The organism is Nocardioides oceani (assembly GCF_030412965.1).
Taxonomy (GTDB): domain Bacteria; phylum Actinomycetota; class Actinomycetes; order Propionibacteriales; family Nocardioidaceae; genus Nocardioides; species Nocardioides oceani.
This window is the reverse complement of the sequence record NZ_JAUHJQ010000006.1, coordinates 63,475-81,915: the sequence shown is the minus strand read 5'-3', so window position 1 is coordinate 81,915 and position 18,441 is coordinate 63,475. Positions and strand designations below refer to the sequence as shown.

22 protein-coding genes are annotated in these 18,441 nt (G+C 74.8%); 11 read left to right on the top strand and 11 right to left on the bottom strand.

Annotated elements, in window-relative coordinates:
- Positions 1 to 7: 7 nt before the first annotated feature.
- Positions 8 to 394, bottom strand: a complete 387-nt coding sequence (locus QWY28_RS14955) for a PaaI family thioesterase (protein WP_300953362.1) — start codon at positions 392 to 394, stop codon at positions 8 to 10.
- A gap of 74 nt (positions 395 to 468) precedes the next feature.
- Here QWY28_RS14955 and QWY28_RS14950 point away from each other — a divergent pair, with 74 nt between their 5' ends.
- Positions 469 to 1,104, top strand: a complete 636-nt coding sequence (locus tag QWY28_RS14950; RefSeq protein WP_300953361.1) for an RDD family protein — start codon at positions 469 to 471, stop codon at positions 1,102 to 1,104.
- A gap of 57 nt (positions 1,105 to 1,161) precedes the next feature.
- Complete coding sequence (locus QWY28_RS14945) at positions 1,162 to 2,064, top strand: GTP-binding protein LepA (RefSeq protein WP_300953360.1); 903 nt, start codon at positions 1,162 to 1,164, stop codon at positions 2,062 to 2,064.
- A 13-nt stretch (positions 2,065 to 2,077) separates the two neighbouring features.
- On the opposite strand, the gene QWY28_RS14940 is transcribed toward QWY28_RS14945, so the two are convergent.
- Complete coding sequence (locus tag QWY28_RS14940; RefSeq protein ID WP_300953359.1) at positions 2,078 to 2,527, bottom strand: DUF2231 domain-containing protein; 450 nt, start codon at positions 2,525 to 2,527, stop codon at positions 2,078 to 2,080.
- A 54-nt stretch (positions 2,528 to 2,581) separates the two neighbouring features.
- Between QWY28_RS14940 and QWY28_RS14935 the strand changes: the two genes are divergently transcribed.
- The 6 genes from QWY28_RS14935 to QWY28_RS14910 all read left to right on the top strand — a co-directional run bounded on the left by QWY28_RS14935 (position 2,582) and on the right by QWY28_RS14910 (position 7,033).
- Complete coding sequence (locus tag QWY28_RS14935) at positions 2,582 to 3,496, top strand: inositol monophosphatase family protein (RefSeq protein ID WP_300953358.1); 915 nt, start codon at positions 2,582 to 2,584, stop codon at positions 3,494 to 3,496.
- Between the two features lie 82 nt (positions 3,497 to 3,578).
- Positions 3,579 to 4,010, top strand: coding sequence for a CBS domain-containing protein (locus QWY28_RS14930; RefSeq protein WP_300953357.1), 432 nt, complete (start codon positions 3,579 to 3,581; stop codon positions 4,008 to 4,010).
- Between the two features lie 58 nt (positions 4,011 to 4,068).
- Entirely contained in the window at positions 4,069 to 4,935 is an 867-nt protein-coding gene (locus tag QWY28_RS14925) for a DICT sensory domain-containing protein (RefSeq protein ID WP_300953356.1), read from the top strand.
- Positions 4,936 to 4,951: 16 nt separating this feature from the next.
- Positions 4,952 to 6,262, top strand: a complete 1,311-nt coding sequence (locus QWY28_RS14920) for an NAD(P)/FAD-dependent oxidoreductase (protein ID WP_300953355.1) — start codon at positions 4,952 to 4,954, stop codon at positions 6,260 to 6,262.
- Complete coding sequence (locus tag QWY28_RS14915; RefSeq protein ID WP_300953354.1) at positions 6,246 to 6,659, top strand: hypothetical protein; 414 nt, start codon at positions 6,246 to 6,248, stop codon at positions 6,657 to 6,659. The genes QWY28_RS14920 and QWY28_RS14915 overlap by 17 nt, the downstream gene beginning before the upstream one ends.
- 5 nt (positions 6,660 to 6,664) lie before the next feature.
- Positions 6,665 to 7,033 carry an FKBP-type peptidyl-prolyl cis-trans isomerase gene (locus QWY28_RS14910; RefSeq protein WP_300953353.1) on the top strand — a complete coding sequence of 123 codons (369 nt, stop codon included), beginning with the start codon at positions 6,665 to 6,667 and terminating at the stop codon, positions 7,031 to 7,033.
- A 27-nt stretch (positions 7,034 to 7,060) separates the two neighbouring features.
- Here the strand turns inward: QWY28_RS14910 and QWY28_RS14905 are convergent, their stop codons facing one another.
- Positions 7,061 to 7,360, bottom strand: coding sequence for an RNA-binding S4 domain-containing protein (locus tag QWY28_RS14905; RefSeq protein WP_439117257.1), 300 nt, complete (start codon positions 7,358 to 7,360; stop codon positions 7,061 to 7,063).
- Positions 7,360 to 8,637 (bottom strand): DUF445 domain-containing protein, encoded by a 1,278-nt coding sequence (locus QWY28_RS14900; RefSeq protein WP_300953352.1) that lies wholly within the window; start codon positions 8,635 to 8,637, stop codon positions 7,360 to 7,362. Before QWY28_RS14900 ends, QWY28_RS14905 begins: the two co-directional genes overlap by 1 nt.
- Before the next feature lie 44 nt (positions 8,638 to 8,681).
- On the opposite strand from QWY28_RS14900, the gene QWY28_RS14895 reads away from it, so the two are divergent.
- Together QWY28_RS14895 and QWY28_RS14890 are read left to right on the top strand one after the other, a co-directional pair.
- Positions 8,682 to 9,080 carry an FAD synthase family protein gene (locus QWY28_RS14895; RefSeq protein ID WP_300953351.1) on the top strand — a complete coding sequence of 133 codons (399 nt, stop codon included), beginning with the start codon at positions 8,682 to 8,684 and terminating at the stop codon, positions 9,078 to 9,080.
- Between the two features lie 79 nt (positions 9,081 to 9,159).
- Positions 9,160 to 10,752 carry an MXAN_6640 family putative metalloprotease gene (locus QWY28_RS14890; protein ID WP_300953350.1) on the top strand — a complete coding sequence of 531 codons (1,593 nt, stop codon included), beginning with the start codon at positions 9,160 to 9,162 and terminating at the stop codon, positions 10,750 to 10,752.
- 63 nt (positions 10,753 to 10,815) lie between these two features.
- On the opposite strand, the gene QWY28_RS14885 is transcribed toward QWY28_RS14890, so the two are convergent.
- Positions 10,816 to 11,457, bottom strand: a complete 642-nt coding sequence (locus QWY28_RS14885) for a hypothetical protein (RefSeq protein WP_300953349.1) — start codon at positions 11,455 to 11,457, stop codon at positions 10,816 to 10,818.
- Positions 11,458 to 11,590: 133 nt separating this feature from the next.
- Between QWY28_RS14885 and QWY28_RS14880 the strand changes: the two genes are divergently transcribed.
- On the top strand, positions 11,591 to 12,019 hold the full coding sequence (locus QWY28_RS14880; RefSeq protein WP_300953348.1) for a four-helix bundle copper-binding protein: 429 nt from the start codon (positions 11,591 to 11,593) through the stop codon (positions 12,017 to 12,019).
- A gap of 17 nt (positions 12,020 to 12,036) precedes the next feature.
- Here QWY28_RS14880 and QWY28_RS14875 read toward each other — a convergent pair whose 3' ends face one another.
- From QWY28_RS14875 to QWY28_RS14850, 6 genes are all read right to left on the bottom strand, one after another.
- Complete coding sequence (locus tag QWY28_RS14875; RefSeq protein ID WP_300953347.1) at positions 12,037 to 12,426, bottom strand: hypothetical protein; 390 nt, start codon at positions 12,424 to 12,426, stop codon at positions 12,037 to 12,039.
- Positions 12,427 to 12,485: 59 nt separating this feature from the next.
- The gene (locus QWY28_RS14870) at positions 12,486 to 13,325 is read right to left on the bottom strand and encodes an SDR family oxidoreductase (RefSeq protein ID WP_300953346.1); all 840 of its coding nucleotides are present in this window, start codon (positions 13,323 to 13,325) and stop codon (positions 12,486 to 12,488) included.
- A gap of 63 nt (positions 13,326 to 13,388) precedes the next feature.
- Complete coding sequence (locus tag QWY28_RS14865; RefSeq protein WP_300953345.1) at positions 13,389 to 14,915, bottom strand: class I adenylate-forming enzyme family protein; 1,527 nt, start codon at positions 14,913 to 14,915, stop codon at positions 13,389 to 13,391.
- A complete protein-coding gene (locus QWY28_RS14860; RefSeq protein WP_300953344.1) occupies positions 14,912 to 15,967 on the bottom strand; it encodes an acyl-CoA dehydrogenase family protein in 1,056 nt (351 codons plus the stop codon). Before QWY28_RS14860 ends, QWY28_RS14865 begins: the two co-directional genes overlap by 4 nt.
- 18 nt (positions 15,968 to 15,985) lie before the next feature.
- Positions 15,986 to 17,206, bottom strand: a complete 1,221-nt coding sequence (locus QWY28_RS14855; RefSeq protein ID WP_300953343.1) for an acyl-CoA dehydrogenase family protein — start codon at positions 17,204 to 17,206, stop codon at positions 15,986 to 15,988.
- A gap of 157 nt (positions 17,207 to 17,363) precedes the next feature.
- On the bottom strand, positions 17,364 to 17,972 hold the full coding sequence (locus QWY28_RS14850; RefSeq protein WP_300953342.1) for a TetR/AcrR family transcriptional regulator: 609 nt from the start codon (positions 17,970 to 17,972) through the stop codon (positions 17,364 to 17,366).
- Positions 17,973 to 18,441 lie beyond the last annotated feature (469 nt).

The window sequence follows — 18,441 nt, the reverse complement described above, 5'->3', positions numbered from 1 at the left end:
GGCGGCGCTACCGGCTGAGGAGGGCGAAGGTCGCGACCGCGTGCACGAGGTCCTTGCCGTCCTGCTCCACGCCCGCCTCGCAGACGGTGAGGTCCTGCCCGCGCTTGCGCACCTCCGCAGTCACGACGAGCCGTCCGGGCCCGCCCGGGCGGAGGTAGGTGACGGTGAGCTGGCTGGTTGCCGGCACCTGGTCCTCGGTGGTGCTCCGCACCGCCGCACCCATGGCGGTGTCGACCAAGGTGGCGAGCATGCCGCCGTGGACGGTCCCGGCGGGGTTGAGGTGACGCTCGTCGACGTCGAGCTCCAGCCGCACGCTTCCGCCCTCCGCCTCCGGCGATCCCGCGCCGACGAGGTCGACGAAACCGGTCCCGCTGTCGTGCGTGCTGTCGCCCATGGCGGTCGGGTACCCCGCAGCGCTGGTCCGTACCGGCGGTTTGGTGGCGCCGAGCCGGGGTAGGTCCCCCGCTCGTGAGCGACCCCTACGGCCAGGACCCCTACGGTCAGCAGCCCGCCCCCGGACAGAACCCCTTCGGCCAGCAGCCCGGCCACGACCCCTACGGCCAGCCGCCGACCCACCAGCCCTACGGGCAGCCGGCGTACGGCGCGCCGGGTGGGGGCGCGCCGGTGTCGTACGCGTCCTGGGGCCGGCGGATCGGCGCCTACCTCATCGACGGCATCATCCCCGCGGTCGTCTACGGCGTGGCCGCCATCGCGCTCGCCGTGCTGTCGGAGACCACGACCCAGACCGAGACCGACCCGTTCACCGGCACCACCGTCTCCGAGGTCACCGAGCCCACTGGCGCCGGCCTGGCCATCGCCGGCCTGCTCTACGTCGTCGCGATCGCCTTCACCATCTGGAACACCTGGATCCGGCAGGGCCGCACCGGCTACTCGCTGGGCAAGCAGGCGCTCGGCATCAAGCTGGTCAAGGACGGCAGCGACGTGCCGCCGGGCATCGGCCTCACCATCGGCCGGTCCTTCGCCCACATCCTCGACGCGATCCCCTGCTACCTGGGCTTCCTCTGGCCGCTGTTCGACGCCAAGAACCGCACCTGGGCCGACATGATCTGCTCCACGACGGTGGTCAACCGCCCCAAGGTCTGACCCCGGGGTCCGATCCGAGGACCGATCCGGCGCGCGCCCGGCTCCGAACAGGAGGACGTGCGCACCCCCACCCTGCTGTCCCGCGTGCGGGGCCGGACCGAGCCGTGGTCCGAGCCCCGCCTCGTCGCCCACGTCGACCGCCTGGCCGAGGAGCACCCGCCGATCGACCTGGCGACGTGCGACTTCTCCGTCCGACGGCGCGACGAGGTCGTCGCGCGGTTCGCGCCCGTCCTGGACTACATGGCGCGCGCCGAGCTCGAGGTCGAGCGCAACACCCTCGAGCTCGGCGTGCTCCTGCCGCACGCCCCCGACGTGGACCGGTACTTCTACCGGGAGGTCTGGCAGCCGCAGGAGTCCCACCACGGGCTCGCCCTCGACGAGCTGCAGGTGCGGCTCGGCCTCCCGCCCGCCCAGACCGACCTCACCACGCTCTCCCCGAAGGTCCGCGCGGTCGGCGCGCTCGCCCACGTCGGCGCCCTCCAGGACGTGGTCCGGATGCTCTACTACCTGACCGGCATGACCACCGAGCGCTCGGCGCTGCTGGCCTACCACCGGCTCCACGACGGGCTGACCGAGATGGGTGAGACCGCCGTGGCGCAGACGATCATCACCCCGATCCGACGCCAGGAGCCCGGCCACTTCGCGTTCTACCAGCTCTCCGCCCGCGGCCTGTGGGCCCAGCTCGCGGACTGGCAGCGCTGGCTCGTCCGCCGGCTGCGGGCGGTGTCCTTCGCGCCCGTCGCGGCCGGTGACGACAGCCGCAAGGCCGACGTCGGCGACATGATGGTCGCGCTCGGGATCGGGACGCCGGAGGACTCCGACACGTTCGTCGAGACCGTCGCCCGCACCGAGGCCGAGCTGCTCGGCGCGGCCGAGGCCGGGCTCGCCGTGCCGCCGTACATCGTGCGCTCCTTCCGCGAGTGCCTGGAGCTGGCGCGGGAGCGGGCCGCCGCGGCCTGAGGGACCGGCCCGCTCAGCCCTCGACGCCGTACCACGCGACCTGCGCGCCGGCGTCGCCGGTGAGCACGGCGTAGACCACGGTCGCGACGCCGGTGACCGCCAGCAGCGCGGCCAGCACCCAGCGCACGGCGCCGACACGCCGGTGCAGGGCGGCGGCGAGGACGGCGACCACCGCGAACGCGAGGACCACCAGGCGGAAGACGGCGGCGCGGGACTCGTGGGTCTCGATCAGCTCCAGCAGCGGACCGCCGTACTGGTTGGCCTCGGTGAGCTGCTCGCCGGAGAAGTACGCCACCCAGACCGCCACCGCGGCCGGTACCGCCAGGACCACCATGGGCCACCGGATCCAGTCGCGCCAGCGCGGCACGGCCGCGTAGGCGACCCCGAACAGGGCCGCGACGGGGCCGAGCACGACCGCGGCGTGGACGACGAGGGCGTGCAGGGGGAGGCCGTTGATCTCCATGGATGAATGTTGCACCACCCCGCCCGCCGGTTGCTGAAAGTAGCCTGTGCGTTCGTGGCCACCCCGCACCCCGACTACACCGACGACCTGCGCCTCGCGCACGTGCTCGCCGACGACGCCGACTCGCTGACGACGGCGCGGTTCAAGGCGCTCGACCTGCACGTCATGAGCAAGCCGGACCTGACCCCCGTGACCGACGCCGACCAGGCCGTCGAGGAGGGGATCCGGCGCACGCTCTCGCGGGTCCGCTCGCGCGACGCGGTGACCGGGGAGGAGCAGGGCTCGACCGGTCACAGCCAGCGGCGCTGGATCGTCGACCCCATCGACGGCACCAAGAACTTCGTGCGCGGCGTGCCGGTCTGGGCGACCCTCATCTCGCTCGTCGTCGACGACGAGGTGGTGCTCGGCGTGGTCTCCGCGCCCCAGCTCCAGCGCCGCTGGTGGGCCTCGGCCGGCGGCGCCGCCTGGACGGGCCGCTCACTGCTCAAGGCCACCCAGTGCCGCGTCTCCGACGTACGTCGCCTGGAGGACGCTTCGCTGGCCTACTCCTCGCTCTCGGGCTGGGAGGAGCGCGGCCGGCTCGAGGACCTGCTGTCGCTGATGCGGCGCGTGTGGCGCACCCGTGCCTACGGCGACTTCTGGTCCTACATGCTCCTCGCCGAGGGCGCGGTCGACATCGCCGCCGAGCCGGAGCTGGAGGTCTACGACATGGCCGCCCTGGACGTCATCGTGCGGGAGGCGGGCGGCCGGTTCACCTCCCTCGACGGGACCGACGGCCCGTTCGGCGGCAACGCCCTGGCGACCAACGGTCACCTGCACGACGCGGCGATGTCCTTCGTGGGCGCGCTGCCGGACCTGGGCGGGGACCCCGACGACCCGGACTGGCCGCGGACCGGGCCCGGCTCGGTCTCCGACCTGCGCTCGCGGCGCCGCCCGGGCGTCCCGGGCCCCGACCTGCCGCTGGACTGATCCACCGGGGCGGGCGGACGAGGGGGTGTCCCTGACCCCCGCGGGTGAGTACCGTCGAGGGTCCACTCCCCCGGAGGCAAGCATGCGCATCGCCGAGGTTCTCGCCAGCAAGCCGCGCACCGACGTGGTCACCATCCGTCCGGACGCCGGGGTGCGGGAGCTCCTCGCCGCCCTGGCCGAGCACAACGTCGGCGCGCTGGTCGTCAGCGCGGACGGCACCACGCTGGACGGCATCGTGAGCGAGCGCGACGTCGTGCGGCGCCTCCACGCCGACGGCACGGTCGTCGAGAACACCGTCGGCGCGATCATGACCGCGGTGGTCGAGATCTGCTCCCCCGACACCGACCTCGACGAGCTGATGCGCACGATGACCGACCGGCGCTTCCGCCACGTCCCGGTGGTCGAGGACGGGCGGCTCGTCGGCATCGTGAGCATCGGCGACGTGGTCAAGCACAAGATCGGCCAGCTGGAGTTCGAGCGGGACCAGCTGGACAGCTACGTGCACCAGACCTGATCGGTCGCCTGGCATGACGCGGGTTTCGGAACCTCTTGTTCAGGTAATCTGTCTGAACATGAACAATGCGTTTAGATCTGCAGGGCTCAGCATCGGCGACCTGGCCGACCGGACGGGCGTCGCGCCCGCGACGCTGCGGATGTGGGAGACCCGGCACGGGTTCCCCGAGCCGGTGCGCCGCGAGTCCGGCCACCGGCGGTATGCCGAGTCCGACGTCGAGGCCGTGCGCGAGGTCGTCCGCCGCCGCGAGGAGGGCGTCCGGCTCGACCGCGCGATCAGTCAGGCCGTCGAGCAGGCCCGGGCCGCCGCGGCGCCGGCCCCGGAGTCGGTCTTCGCCGAGCTCCGCCGGCGACACCTGCACCTGCAGCCCCAGCGGCTGACCAAGGCGACGCTGCTCGCGCTCTCCTGGGCGATCGAGGACGAGTTCTGCGCACGGGCCGAGCGCGCGACCATCTTCGGCTCCTTCCAGGACAGCCGCTTCTACGCACCCGCCGCGCCCCGGTGGGAGGAGCTGGCCCGCGTGGCCCGGGCGGCGTTCGCGCTGGCCGCCGGCGACCCCGACACGCGCGCGGCCCACGTCCACCACGTGCCGCTCGCCGAGGACTCCCCGCTGCGGAGGGAGTGGACGGTCGTGTGCGACGCGGCCGACCTGCCCGCCGTCCTCGCGGCCTGGGAGCTGCCCGGGCAGGACGACGTACCCGACCGCGAGCGGCTGTTCGAGGCGGTCTGGGCGGTCGACCCGCAGGCGGTCCGCGACGCGGCCCGGGTCTGCGCCCGCGTCGCGGCCGACGCCGGCGTCGAGGCGGCCCGGCCCGTGCTGTTCGCCCTCGCCGACGACCCGGGGCCCGGCACGGCCGACCTGGCCGCGGTCTCGACGCTGTTCAACCGCGTCGTCGCCTACGTCGACCGCTTCGGTCGCGACTGAGTCGGCGGCGGCGGTCGTGGGACGCGCGGGGCGCGAGGTCGAGGCGGACGTCGTCGTGGTCGGGGCCGGCCTGGCCGGCCTGCGCTGCGCACGCGTGCTGGTCGACGCCGGGCTCGACGTGGTGGTGCTCGAGGCCACCGACCGGGTCGGCGGGCGGGTGCGCACCGACCGCGTCGACGGCTTCCTCGTCGACCACGGCTTCCAGCTGCTCAACCCCGCCTACCCCGCCGTACGCCGCTGGGTGGACGTCGACGCCCTCGCGCTCCAGGCGTTCCCCGCCGGCGTGCTGGCGCGCACCGAGCAGGGCGCCGAGCTGCTGGCGGACCCGCTGCGGGAGCTCGGCCTCACCGGACGGACCGCCCGCTCGGTGGCGGTCCGTCCCCGGGAGGTGCTCGCGCTGCTCCGCTGGGCCCGCCCCGCGGTCGGTCGCGGGCGCGAGCTGGCCGACCGGGTCGTGCCGCGCCGCGGCGACCTGACCCTGCGCGACTCCCTCGACCGGGCCGGCGTGCACGGGCTGCTGCGCCGCGTCCTCGAGCGGTTCCTCGCCGGCGTCCTGCTCGACGCCTCCGGCGCGACCGCCGACGCCTACGCGCTGCTCCTCGCCCGCACGTTCGCCACCGGCACCCCCGCCCTCCCGGCCGACGGGATGGCGGCCCTGCCCGCCCAGCTCGCGGCCGGCCTCGAGGACCGGGTCCGGCTGCGCTGCCCGGTCGAGGGGATCGACACGAGCCGCGACGAGCCGGTGCTGCTCACCGCCGACGGCGCGACCCGCGCGCGGCACGTCGTCGTCGCCACCGACGGGGCCACCGCCCACCGGCTCGCCGGCACCCCCACCCCCTCGCCGCGCGGCGTGGTGACCCAATGGTGGGCCGTCGACGACCTCGCCGGCCGGCGCGACGCGCTTGCGCCCGGCGTGCTGGCCGTGGACGCGCGCACCCGCCCGACCGGCCCCGCCGTCAACGCGGCGGTCGTCTCCTCGGCCGCCCCGTCCTACGCCCCGGCCGGGCGGCACCTCGTCCAGGCCTCGGCGGTCGTCGGGCCCGGCGCCGCTCCCCCGTCGGAGGGGCGGATGCGACGTCACGCCGCCGACCTGCTGGGGCTGGCCGACACCGGCTGGGGCGAGCTGGCCCGCCACGAGCTGCCGCGGGCGCTCCCGGCGCAGCCCGTGCCGTTCGCGGTCCGCCGGCCCGTCGTCGTACGACCCGGGCTGGTGGTGTGCGGCGACCACCGCGACACCGCCTCGATCCAGGGCGCGCTGGTCAGCGGGCAGCGCGCCGCCCGTGCGGTGCTGGGGAGCCGGGACCGCGACCGTGCCGACCACGCCTGAGGCGCTGCTGCTGGGGGCGACCGCGCTGCACGCGGGCTTCCAGCTGACGGTGACGACGCTGGTCTACCCCCGGCTCGCCGACACCCCGGCCGCCGACTGGCGCCGGGTGCACGAGCGGCACGGCCGCACCATCACGCCCCTCGTCGCCGTCGTGTACGCCGCCGTCCTGGCCGCCTGCGGGTGGGCGCTGGCCGACCCCGGCCCGGCCGTGGTGGCGGCCGCGTCCGCTTGCGGGCTCGCCCTGGGGACGACCGCCGCGCGCGCCGCTCCCCTGCACGGTCGGCTCGCGGACCGGCCGGACCCGCGGCTGCTCGCCCGCCTGCTCGCCGTGGACCGCGTGCGTGCAGTGGCGGCGGTCGCCGCCGTGCCGGCCGCGCTCGCGGCCGCCGTAGGGTGATCGCCATGGACAAGCCCGAGATCGACTTCCCCGCCTTCGACCCGCCCTCCGACCTGCAGGTCACCGACATCACCGTGGGCGACGGCCCCGAGGCCGCTGCCGGCGACACCGTGGAGGTCCACTACGTCGGCGTCGCGCACTCCACCGGCGAGGAGTTCGACGCGTCGTACAACCGCGGCGAGCCGCTGCGCTTCCGCCTCGGCATCGGCCAGGTCATCTCCGGCTGGGACACCGGCGTGCAGGGCATGAAGGTCGGCGGCCGCCGCCAGCTGGTCATCCCGCCGCACCTGGGGTACGGCGACCGCGGCGCCGGCGGCGTCATCAAGCCCGGCGAGACGCTGATCTTCGTCGTGGACCTGCTCGGGGTCAGCTGACCCGCTGCTCCCTCGGGAGCACCTGCCTCACCAGGGCAGGTCGTCCGTGGCGTCGGTGTCCGACACCCGGGCGGCCTGCCCGCGCAGCTCCACCACGTCGCCCACGCGCAGCTGGCGGCCCCGGCGGGTCTCCACCTCGCCGTTGACCTGCACGAGCCCCTCGGCGATGACCGGCTTGGCCTCCGCCCCGGTCTCGACCAGGTTGGCGAGCTTGAGGAACTGGCCCAGCCGGATCATCTCGTCGCGGATCGCGACGTCGACCGGCACCGGCCCGGCCGGCTCGGCCCGGTCGGGCGTGTCCTGGGTCTTCCTCCACGGCAGGCGCATCAGTGGATCATGACCGAGATCGCGTGGATGAGCACACCGACGAGACCACCGACGATGGTGCCGTTGATCCGGATGAACTGCAGGTCCCGGCCCACGTGGAGCTCGATCCGGCGCGCGGCCTCCTTGCCGTCCCAGCGCTCGATGGTGCTGGTGATGACGGTGGTGACCTCCGCGCCGTACCGCGACACGGCGAAGACCGCCGCGTCCGCGGCCATCCCGTCCAGGCGCGCGCGCAGCTCCTCCTCGGCCAGCAGGCGCTGGGCGAACGCGTGGGCCTCGGTCAGCAGGCGCTGACGCACGGCGCCCTCGGGGTCGCGCAGGGAGCCGGTGAGGCCGCGGCGCAGGGCGTTCCACAGCGACACGCTGGAGGCGAGCACCTGCGGGTGCTCCAGCAGCCGCTCCTTGAGCCGCTCGGTGCGCTCCTGGGTGGCCGGGTCCTCCAGCAGGTCGTGCGCGAGCTGCTCGAGCATCGAGTCGAGCGCGCGACGCGCGTGGTGGTGCGGGTCGTCGCGGATGTCGGCCACCCAGCGGACCAGCTCGAGGTGCACGCGCGCGCTCACCCGCTCGTTCACGCTCGGCGGGGACCACCACGGGGCCCGCTCGCCGAGGATCTCGGTGACGGTGTCGGGGTTGTCGACCAGCCAGTCGTGCAGCTCGGTGAGCGCGAGGTCGACCAGACCGTGGTGGAGGTCGTCGCGCAGCGTCTCGGTGAGGAGCCCGCCCAGCAGCGGCGAGATCGGCTCGTCGCGGAACCGCGGCACGAGCGCCTCGCGGATCAGGCTCTCGACGTGGTCGTCGCGCACCTTGCCCAGGGCGATCACCGCGACGTCGCTGACCTCGTCGACCACGCGCTGGGCGTTCGCCGGCTCGGCGAGCCAGCGGCCGACGCGCAGCGAGATCGTCGCCGCCGTCACCCGCTCGCGGATGATGTCCTCCTGCAGGAAGTTCTCCCCGACGAACTCCTCCAGCCCGCGGCCGAGCTCGTCCTTGCGCTTGGGCACCAGCGCCGTGTGCGGCACGGGCAGGCCCAGCGGGTGGCGGAACAGCGCGGTCACCGCGAACCAGTCGGCGATCGCCCCGACCATCGAGGCCTCGGCCCCGGCGTTGACGAAACCGAGCACCCCGTCCCGGCCCAGCGTGGCGACGTACACCGCGGCGGCCAGGACCAGCAGGCCGACCGCGATCGTGCGCATCTGGCGCAGGCCCCGACGGCGGATCGCGTCGGCCTCCGGGTCGGCGGTGATCATGGGGATGGTCATCGGTCGCGGCGTGGTCATCACCGACATCCTGGCCCACGCACCCTCGTGCCAGAATCACCCGCATGTCTCGCACCGTCATCACCTTCGGCACGTTCGACGTCTTCCACGTCGGCCACCTCCGGGTGATCGAGCGGGCGGCGGAGCTCGGCGACCGGCTCGTCGTAGGGGTCTCCGCCGACGAGCTGAACCTGCGCAAGAAGGGCCGCGAGCCGGTCTTCAGCCAGGCCGAGCGGCTCGCGATCGTGGCCGCGCTCAAGCCCGTCGACGCCGTGTTCGTCGAGGAGAGCCTCGAGCTCAAGCGCCACTACATCACCGAGCACGCCGCCGACGTGCTGGTCATGGGCGACGACTGGGCCGGCCGATTCGACGAGTTCGAGGACATCTGCGAGGTCGTCTACCTCCCGCGGACGCCGGCCATCTCCACCACGGCGCTGATCGAGAAGATCTCCGCCTCCGCCTGAGGCCCTCGGCGGTTTCGCGCCGCCCCCGCCGGGCACGCTGGTGCCCGTCCCTCCCCCCAGCGAAAGAGGCACCCACCCCATGCGTCGTCCCCTCGCGGCCGCCCTGGTCGCCCTGAGCACGGCCCTCGCCGTGCTCCCCGCCACCGTCACCCCGACGGCGACCGCCGAGCCCGGGACGGCACCGGAGGCGCCGCCCGCCGTCACGGCCCCCGCGGCCGCCGGGGACGCGGCGATCACCGTCGAGGCGGCCCGCCGCACGCTCGGCGAGGCGACCGAGGTGCTCGACGCCCCGGCCGGCGCCGCCGCCTCCGAGCGGGTCGAGGGACGGCTCGACGCCACGCTGCTGATGCGCGACCTGCTCGTCGCGCTGCCCACGCTGGAGGGCGCCGAGCGCCGGCAGGCCGAGGCGCTGCTGGCCCGGCCGACCGAGGGGTCCCGGGACCCGCAGGGCGACGGCTACTCCGTGCGCTCGACCAAGCGGTGCTCGAGCACGATCTGCCTGCACTACGTCACGAGCACCGCCGACCGGCCGACCTCGAAGGCGTGGGTGGGCAAGAACCTCAAGGTGCTGAAGAAGGTCTGGCGCCAGGAGGTCACGAAGATGGGCTACCGCCGCCCCGTCAAGGACGGCAACCGCGGCGGCAACGGCAAGTTCGACGTCTACCTCAAGGAGCTCGGCGGCAAGGGCCTCTACGGCTACTGCGTGCCGGAGTACCGCAAGAAGGGCACCCGCTGGGTCGCCTCGGGCTACTGCGTGCTCGACAACGACTTCGCCCAGGCCCAGTTCGGCGCCCCGCCGATCAAGAGCCTCAAGGTCACCGCCGCCCACGAGTTCTTCCACGCGATCCAGTTCGCCTACGACTTCCACGAGGACCGGTGGCTCATGGAGTCCACCGCCACCTGGATGGAGGAGCGGGTCGCGGACGGCGCCGACGACAACCGGCAGTACCTCTCGGCCAGCCAGGTGAAGCTGCCCACCAGCTCCCTCGACGTCTTCCAGCCGTCCGGGTTCGCCCAGTACGGCAACTGGACCTTCTGGGAGTACCTCGGCCGCCGCTTCGGCAACGGCATCGTCAAGCAGGTGTGGAACAAGGCCGGCGCGTTCAAGGGTGCGCCGAACATGTACTCCGCCCAGGCGCTGCGCAAGACCGTGGGCCGCCGGGGCGGCGGGCTGCCGTCCGTCTTCGCGGCGTACGCCGCCTCGAACACCGCCCCGGCGCGCTACTACCCCGAGGGGTCGGCCTGGCCGCGGGCCGGCTTCACCAAGCGCGTCACCCTCTCGAAGGGCAGCCGCCGGGACTCCTCCTCGGTCACCATCAACCACCTCGCGTCGCGCAACATCGGCGTCCGCCCCGCCGCCGACCTCTCCGGTCGCAAGTGGCGCCTGCGGATCACCGTCAACGCCCCGAAGCGCGCCGCCGGCTCGGCCGTGCACGTCCTCGTGCGCAACAAGTCCGGCGCCTGGTCCCGCAAGACCGTCGCGCTGAACCGGTCGGGCTACGGCAAGAAGATGGTCAGCTTCAACGCCAAGAAGGTCAGCGGCGTGACGATCACCCTGGCCAACGCCTCCACGCGCTACCGGTGCTTCAAGGGCACGAACCTCTCCTGCCGCGGGCTCTCCCGCGACCAGGGCCGCACGTTCGCGCTGAAGGTCGCCGCCGTCAAGCGCTGACGCCCGGCCCCGTCCTCGGGCGGCGCCCGACGGTGCTCGTCGGGCGCCGGAGCGGGGAGTCGGTCAGGGCCGCCCGCCGAGGAGCCGGCCGCCCAGCAGGGTGTCGACGGTGTCGGTGAGCCCGTCGGTGGTGCCCTGCACGGCGCCGGTGACCGGCGCGAGCGCGTCGCCGGTGAGGCCGTCGACCGCCCCCACGACACCGGCGACGACGGGGTCGACGAGCGTGGAGACCGGACCCTGGCGCGGCCCCGGGTCGGGCTGCGGGCCGGGCTCGCCCGGGCCGCCGGGGGTGCCGGGGGTGCCCGGCGTCCCGGGAGCGCCCGGGTCGGGCGTGGTGCCGCCGCCCGGCTGCGACCCGGGGGCGGCGGGGCCGGGACCGCCGGTGCCCGCGCCCGCGCCGGCGTCCCCACCGGCGGGCTGCACGGGCACGACGCCCCCGCCGGCGCCGAGGCCGCCCGCGGCAGGACCGGCGCCACCCCTGACCGGCGCGGCGGCGCGCACGAGCACGCGGGCGTCGGCCACCTGCTGGGCGTCCGGTGCGGTCTGGGTCGGCGGCTGCGCGACCGGCAGGCCGGGGATGTCGGTGTCGGTGACGTACAGCGTCGTCACGGTCATCAGCACGAACGCCGCCGCGCCGACGCCGAGCGCGCCGTACCCGATCCGCAGGTCTCGCTGCGGCTTGCTCAACGGTGCGCTGAAGCCCACCGGCCCTCCCTGTGGTCGTGCTGCCAAGCCCCCATGCCCGAAGCCGACAACGACCGAGCCCGACCACGGTAACGGGACGGCGCGACCGCGCGCAGCGGTATGGACCGGTCGGCCCGGGGGGAAAGGGGTGCGCATGACCACCACAGCCACGGACCCCACCGGCGCCGACCGCACGACCGTGCTGCGCAGCCACCCCGGCGAGCACGACGTCGACCTGCCGGCGCTGGTCGCCGCCGTCGAGGCGCTCGGCGAGTGCGTGGCCACCTGCCGCGCCTGCGCCGACGCGTGCCTGGACGAGGAGATGGTCGCCGACCTCGTCGCCTGCGTCCGCTCGGACCTCACCTGCGCCGACGTGTGCGCGGCCACGGCCGCCGTGCTGGTACGCCGGCCGACCGACCCGGGGCTGGTCCGGTCGCTCGTCGAGGCCTGCATCGCGGCCTGCGGCGCCTGCGCCGCCGAGTGCGAGCGGCACGCCGGGATGCACGAGCACTGCCGCGCCTGCGCCGAGACCTGCCGCCGCTGCGAGCGCGCCTGCCGCGACCTGCTGGCCGCGCTGCGCTGAGGCCGCGGGGCCGGGGACTACCGCTCGTCGGCGAAGCGCACGGGCCCGGTGTCGGGGCGGTGCCCCTCCAGGTTGAGGGTCGCGTCCTCGCGGATGACGCGGCGGACGTCCTCCCGGTCGGGGCGCTCGTCGTCCGTGCGGGCGACGTGCACGACCTGCCGGCCGTCGACCTCGTCGTCGGGGTCCAGCGCGGCGTCGTACCCCTGCCGGGTCAGCGCCGCGACCACGGCCGAGGGGTCCTGGCCGAGCGGCACGGCGTACCGCAGCCGTTCGTCCGGCAGCTCGTCGGCGACGCGGGTGCCGCCGGCGCGCCGGCCGCCCAGCGCGACCACGCCGCTGGTGCTGAGGAAGTAGAGCACCGCCACGGCGATGGCGAGGAAGATCAGCAGGGGGATCGCGCCACCCATGGGGGCACCTCCGGGTTCCGGGACGGACGTCACCGCCCCGGTCCCCGGAGGGCGCCGGATCAGACCTGCGGGCCGGCCGAGCGGCGCGCGCGCTCCTCGTAGGCCGCCCGCGCGGCCGGGTCGGCCTGCGCGAGCACCGAGTCGGCCTGGGTCATCTTGGCCATCGCGTCCTGCACCCGCCGCGGGAGCAGCGAGGTCACCTTCACCAGGCCCTGCGACCAGCGCGGGACCCACATCTCGGCCTTGGGCGAGCGGACCGCCTGCTCGATGACCTTCGCGACGTCGTCCGCGGTGACCGGCTTGACGCCCTTGGCCGCGGGCACCCCGGCCGCCAGCTCGGTCTGGACGACGGTCGGCAGCACGACGGTCACGTCGATGCCGTGCGGGCGCAGCTCGGAGCGGGTCGCCTCGCTGAAGCCGACGGTGGCGAACTTCGAGGCGGAGTACGTCGCCCCGTCGGCCACCGCGAGCCGGCCGACCGCGGAGGCGACGTTGACGATGTGACCGCGCCCGCGGTCGACCATCCCGGGCGCGACCGCCTTGGTGCCGTTGATGACCCCGTGCAGGTTGACGTCGACGATCGCCTTGGCGACCCCGTCGGGCTCCTTGAGCACCGAGCCGAGCGGCATGATCCCGGCGTTGTTGACGAGCACGTCGAACGGGCCGAGCACGGAGACGGCGTCGAGGAACGCCCGCCACGACTCCGGGTCGGTCACGTCGAGCGGCGCGGCCTTGACGCGGTCGCCGAACGGCGACGCGACCAGCTCGGCGAGCTCGACGTCACGGTCGCCGATGGCGACCTTGGCGCCCTGGCGGGCGAAGCGCTCGACCGTCGCCTTGCCGATGCCGCGGGCACCTCCGGTGACGACGACGGACAGGCCGGAGATCTCACGGGGCATGGCGGGGGTTCCTCTCGATTCTGACAGGGTCTCCTGTCAGTCTGGACAGTGACAGCGCTGCTGTCAACGGTCCCCCACGAGCGCCCGGACCGCCTTGCGGTCGGTCTTGCCCACGCTCGTGAGCGGGACGGCCTCGACGACGACGACCTCGCGGGGGTACTTGTAGGCCGCCAGCCGCTCGCGGGCGTAGGCCACCAGCTCCTCCCCCGTCACGGTCGACCCGGGCTGCACGGCGACCACCGCCACGACCTCCTCGCCGCTGACCGGGTCCGGCCGGCCGACGCAGGCCGCCGAGGTCACCTCGGGGTGGGTGAGCAGGGCGTCCTCGACGTCGCGCGGGAACACGTTGAAGCCGCCGCGGATGATGAGGTCCTTGAGCCGGTCGACGACGTACAGGAAGCCGTCGTCGTCGAGGTGGCCGATGTCGCCGGTGTGCAGCCAGCCGTCGACGACGGTCCGGGCGGTGAGCTCCGGCTCGTTCCAGTAGCCGAGCATCACGCCGGGGCCGCGGACGCAGATCTCGCCGTCCTCGCCGGCCGGCAGCGCGCGACCGCTCGGGTCGAGGACCGCCACCTCGGCGTGCGGCACGGGCCGGCCGACGCTGCCGGGGCGGTTGGCGTCCATCGTCGACGCGGTGACGACCGCGCTGGACTCGGTGCAGCCGTACCCCTCGAGGATGACCACGCCGAGCCGCTTCTCCACCTCCTCGCGCAGGGCCGGCGGCAGCGGAGCGCCGCCCGAGCCGAAGGACCGCAGCGAGGACAGGTCGTGGTCCTCGAGCGGCTCGGCGAGCAGCATCGTCAGCATCGACGGGACGACCGGGCTGGACTCCAGGCGGTGCTCCTGCACCAGCTCCAACCAGCCGCGGGCGTCGAACCACCGCTGCAGGACCGCGACGGTGCGCCGCTCGGCGTGCAGGCCGGCGATGACGACGTTGAGCCCGTAGGCGTGGGACAGGGGCAGCGGGAGCAGCGAGCGGGTGGAGTCCATCGTCCGGGCGACGGCGTCGAGGCCCGCGCCGCTCTCCCACAGGCCGTGGTGGCTGAGCATGACGCCCTTGGCCCGGCCGGTGGTGCCGCCGGTGTAGAGCAGCGCGGCGAGGTCGTCGTCGGCGCGCGGCTCGAGCGGCAGCGGCTCGGCGGTCTCCAGCTCGGCGTACGGCAGCGTGCCGGGCGTCGGCTCGGCCTCCTCGCCCACGACGAGGACCCGGAGGTCGAGCCCCTCGCTCGCCGACTGCAGCAGCGGCAGCAGCTCGGGGGTGACGACGACCGCGCGGGCGCCGGAGTCGGTGAGGATGTGTCGCAGCTCCGGCGGGGTCTGGAGGAAGAGCACCGGCGTGACGACCGCGCCGGCCCGCCAGACGGCGCGGTAGGTGACGAAGACCTCCGGGGTGTTCATCATCAGGACGACCACCCGGTCCCCCACCCCCACGCCGATGCGGCGCAGGCCGCCGGCGACCCGGGTGGAGCGCTCGTGGATGCTGCCCGAGCTGTGCCAGGCGCCCTCGAAGAACAGGGTGTCGTGGTCGCCGAGCCGCTCGAAGGCACGCTCGGCGAGGACCGACAGGTCGCGCTCACCCCGCCCGCTCATCGGGCGGCCACCGCGGCCTCGGCCAGGGCTCCGGCCTCGGGGGACGGCCCGCCGGGGCCGGCCGCCTCGGCCTGGGCGATCGCCAGCCGCGCCACCTCGTCGTACGCCGCCACGTCGTCACCGAGCAGGAACCGGTCGACCTTGGCGCGACGCCAGTACAGGTGGGCGTCGTGCTCCCAGGTGAACCCGATCCCGCCGTGCACCTGGATCAGTGTCTCCGCGGCCGTGGTGAGCGTCGTGGCGGCGGCGGCCTTCGCGGCGGCCGCGGCCATCGGCAGCTCGTCGACGGCCTGGTCGGCCGCCCACGCCGCCCACCACACCAGCGAGCGCAGCTGCTCGACCTGGACGTAGGCGCCGACCAGCGCGTGCTTCACGGCCTGGTAGGACCCGATCGCCCGCCCGAAGGCCTGCCGCTCGCGGGCGTAGGCGACGCCGATCTCGACCGCGCGGCCGGCCGCGCCGAGGTCCTCGGCCGCGAGGACGACGCGCCCGACGCGCTCGGCGTGCTCCCAGCGCAGGCGGGCGTCCGTGGCGAGCACCTCGACCTCGCCGAGCTCCACCCGGCCCAGGCCGCGCGTGGGGTCGATCGGCTCCCGCACGTCGACGACGCCCGGCCCGCAGACCAGGTCCTCGCCGCGCAGGGCGAGGAAGGCGTCGGCCGAGGCGGCGTCGAGGACCGGGCCGGCGCCGTCCACGACCGCGACCCGCAGGCTGCCGTCCACGAGGCGGGCGAGCCGCTCGTCGTCGCCGGCGAGCAGCACCGCCGCGCGGGCGGTGGTCACCAGCGACGGGCCGGCGAGCACCCGGCCGGCCTGCTCGGCCACGACGGCCAGGTCGAGCAGGGAGCCGCCTCCGCCGCCGGCGTCCTCCGGCACGGTGATCGTGGCGAAGCCGCTGGCGACCAGGGCGTCGCGTCCCGGGGCCAGCTCCGCCGTCGCCGGGTCGTCGGACTCCAGCGCGGCCCGCGCCACCGCCGGGGAGGCGGAGCCGGCCAGGAAGTCGCGCGCGGCCGCGGCGAGGTCGCGCTGCTCGTCGTCGAGGTCGAAGTTCATGTCGTCTCGTCCTGTCTCTCAGGCGCCTGCGGCGGCGAGGCTCTCGCGGAAGGTGATGCCCTTGTCGGCCCGCGGCTCGGGCGGCAGCCCGAGGACCCGCTCGCCGATGACGTTGCGGAGCACCTCGTCGGTGCCGCCGGCGATGGCCATGCCGGGCAGCACGGCCTGGAGGTCCTGCCAGGTGCTCGACCCGTCGGCCGAGACGGCGTACGCCGCGTCGTCGCCGAGGACGCGCACCGCGAGGTCGGCGAGGTCGCGGGCCGCCTTGGTGCCGGCGAGCTTGCCTGCCGACGCCTCCGGCCCGGGGAGGTCGCCGCGGCTGATCGCGGAGAGCTGGCGGTAGCCGGTGTAGCGGGTGCCGAGGCTGTCGACGTACGCCCGACCGAGCTGCTGGCGCACGAGCGCCTGCCGGTCCGCAGGGAGCGCGCCGACGTGCCGGGCGACGTGCTCGACGATCGCGGTGGAGCCGATGCCGATCTCGGTGCCGCCGCCACCGAGGGAGAGCCGCTCGCTCATCAAGGTCGTGAGCGCGACCCGCCAGCCGTCGCCGACGTCGCCGAGCCGCTCGGTGTCGGGGACCACCACGTCGTCGAAGAACACCTCGTTGAAGTCCGCGCCGCCGCTCATCTGCCGCAGCGGCCGGACCGTCACGCCCGGCGCCTTCATGTCGACGACGAACATGGTCAGCCCGCGGTGCTTGGCGACGTCGGGGTCCGTGCGGGTGAGCACGATGCCGTGGTCGGCCAGGTGGGCCAGCGTGGTCCACACCTTCTGCCCGCTGATCCGCCAGCTGCCGTCCTCGGTGCGGACCGCCTTGGTGCGCAGCGCGGCCAGGTCGCTGCCGGAGGCGGGCTCGCTGAACAGCTGGCACCACACGTCGTCGGCGCGGAGCAGCCGCTGCAGGTAGCGCGCCTTCTGGTCCTCGGTGCCGTGGTGGATCACCGTCGGGCCGCACATCCCGATGCCGATCAGGTTGATCAGCGCGGGCACCTCCGCCCGCGCGAGCTCCTGGTCGACGATCGCCTGCTGCATCGGGGTGCCGCCGCGGCCGCCCGCCTCGACGGGCCAGGTGACGCCGACCAGCCCGCCGTCGTACAGCAGGGCCTGCCGGGCGCGCGCCACGTGGTCGTCGAAGCCGCGCTCGTCGCCGCGGCGGCCGAGCTCCTCGCGGTGCTCCTCGATGAAGGCGCGCACCTCCGCGCGCCAGGCCGCCTCGTCCGGGGTGTCGTCGAAGTCCACGACGCAGGTCCTCTCGGTTCGCGTGCGACGCGGCAGGTGTGACCTGGACCACGTCCGGGAACCGGACCATAACTTATCTGCGGTGTTGCAGGTAAGTGGCTGCGCGCTGCCAGTTCTGCACGAGATGTCCGAGCGGGGAGCGGCCGGGGCGCGTCGGTCAGCCCAGCGCGGCCAGCAGCTGGTCCCTGGCGGACGGCCAGGAACGCTGGACCTGGGTCTCGGTGGCGACGGCGCGGAGCATGCGCAGGCCGCGGATGGTGGCGATCGCGGTGACCATGAGCGGCTTGAAGTCCTCCCGGCCCACGAGCTCGGGGGCGACCCGGGTCGCGGCCGTGCCGAGGGTGCGCTGCACGGCCGCGTCGAACTCCACCAGGTGGCGGTGGAGCTCCTCGTCGGTCCGGGCGGCCACGAACAGCTCCAGCTGGGCGGACGACACCGGCCCGCTGAAGATCTCCCACAGGCGGTCCAGCAGCACGGCGTACTGTCCCGCCGGACCGTCGGCGACGGCCAGCGGGTGCCCCACGAGGTCGTCGACCAGCCGATCGGTCAGGTGGGCCAGCGCCTGCACCACCAGGTCGGCCTTGGTCGCGAAGTAGTGCGCCTGCGCGCCGCGCGTCACGCCCGCCCGCTCGCAGACCGTCGTCGCGGTCAGCCGGGCGTAGCCGCGATCGACCAGCACCTCGATCGTCGCGTCGAGCAGCGCCCCGCGGGTGCTGGCCCGCCGCTCGGCCTGGGTACGACGGGCCGGGCGCGAGGAGGTGGGCACGGCGGCAACCTACTGCGCCGGCCGGGTGCTGTGCCGCCGCCTGTCGGTGCCGTGTCCAGCGACCTGGCGGTCGCTCCACAGGGCTTCTGCCGCGTGTGAAGCGACCACAGGGTCGCTGAAGAGGGGCTGCCCGGCGCGCCGGCCACCGGTGCCGTGTCCAGCGACCTGGCGGTCGCTCCGCAGGGCTCCTGCCGCGTGTGAAGCGACCATAGGGTCGCTGAAGAGGGGCTGCCCGGCGCGCCGGCCACCGGTGCCGTGTCCAGCGACCTGGCGGTCGCTCCGCAGGGCTCCTGCCGCGTATGAAGCGACCACAGGGTCGCTGAAGAGGGGCTGCCCGGCGCGCCGGCCACCGGTGCCGTGTCCAGCGACCTGGCGGTCGCTCCGCAGGGCTCCTGCCGCGTGTCGAGCGACCGTAGGGTCGCTGAAGAGGGGCTGCCCGGCGCGCCGGCCACCGGCGCCTGTCCAGCGA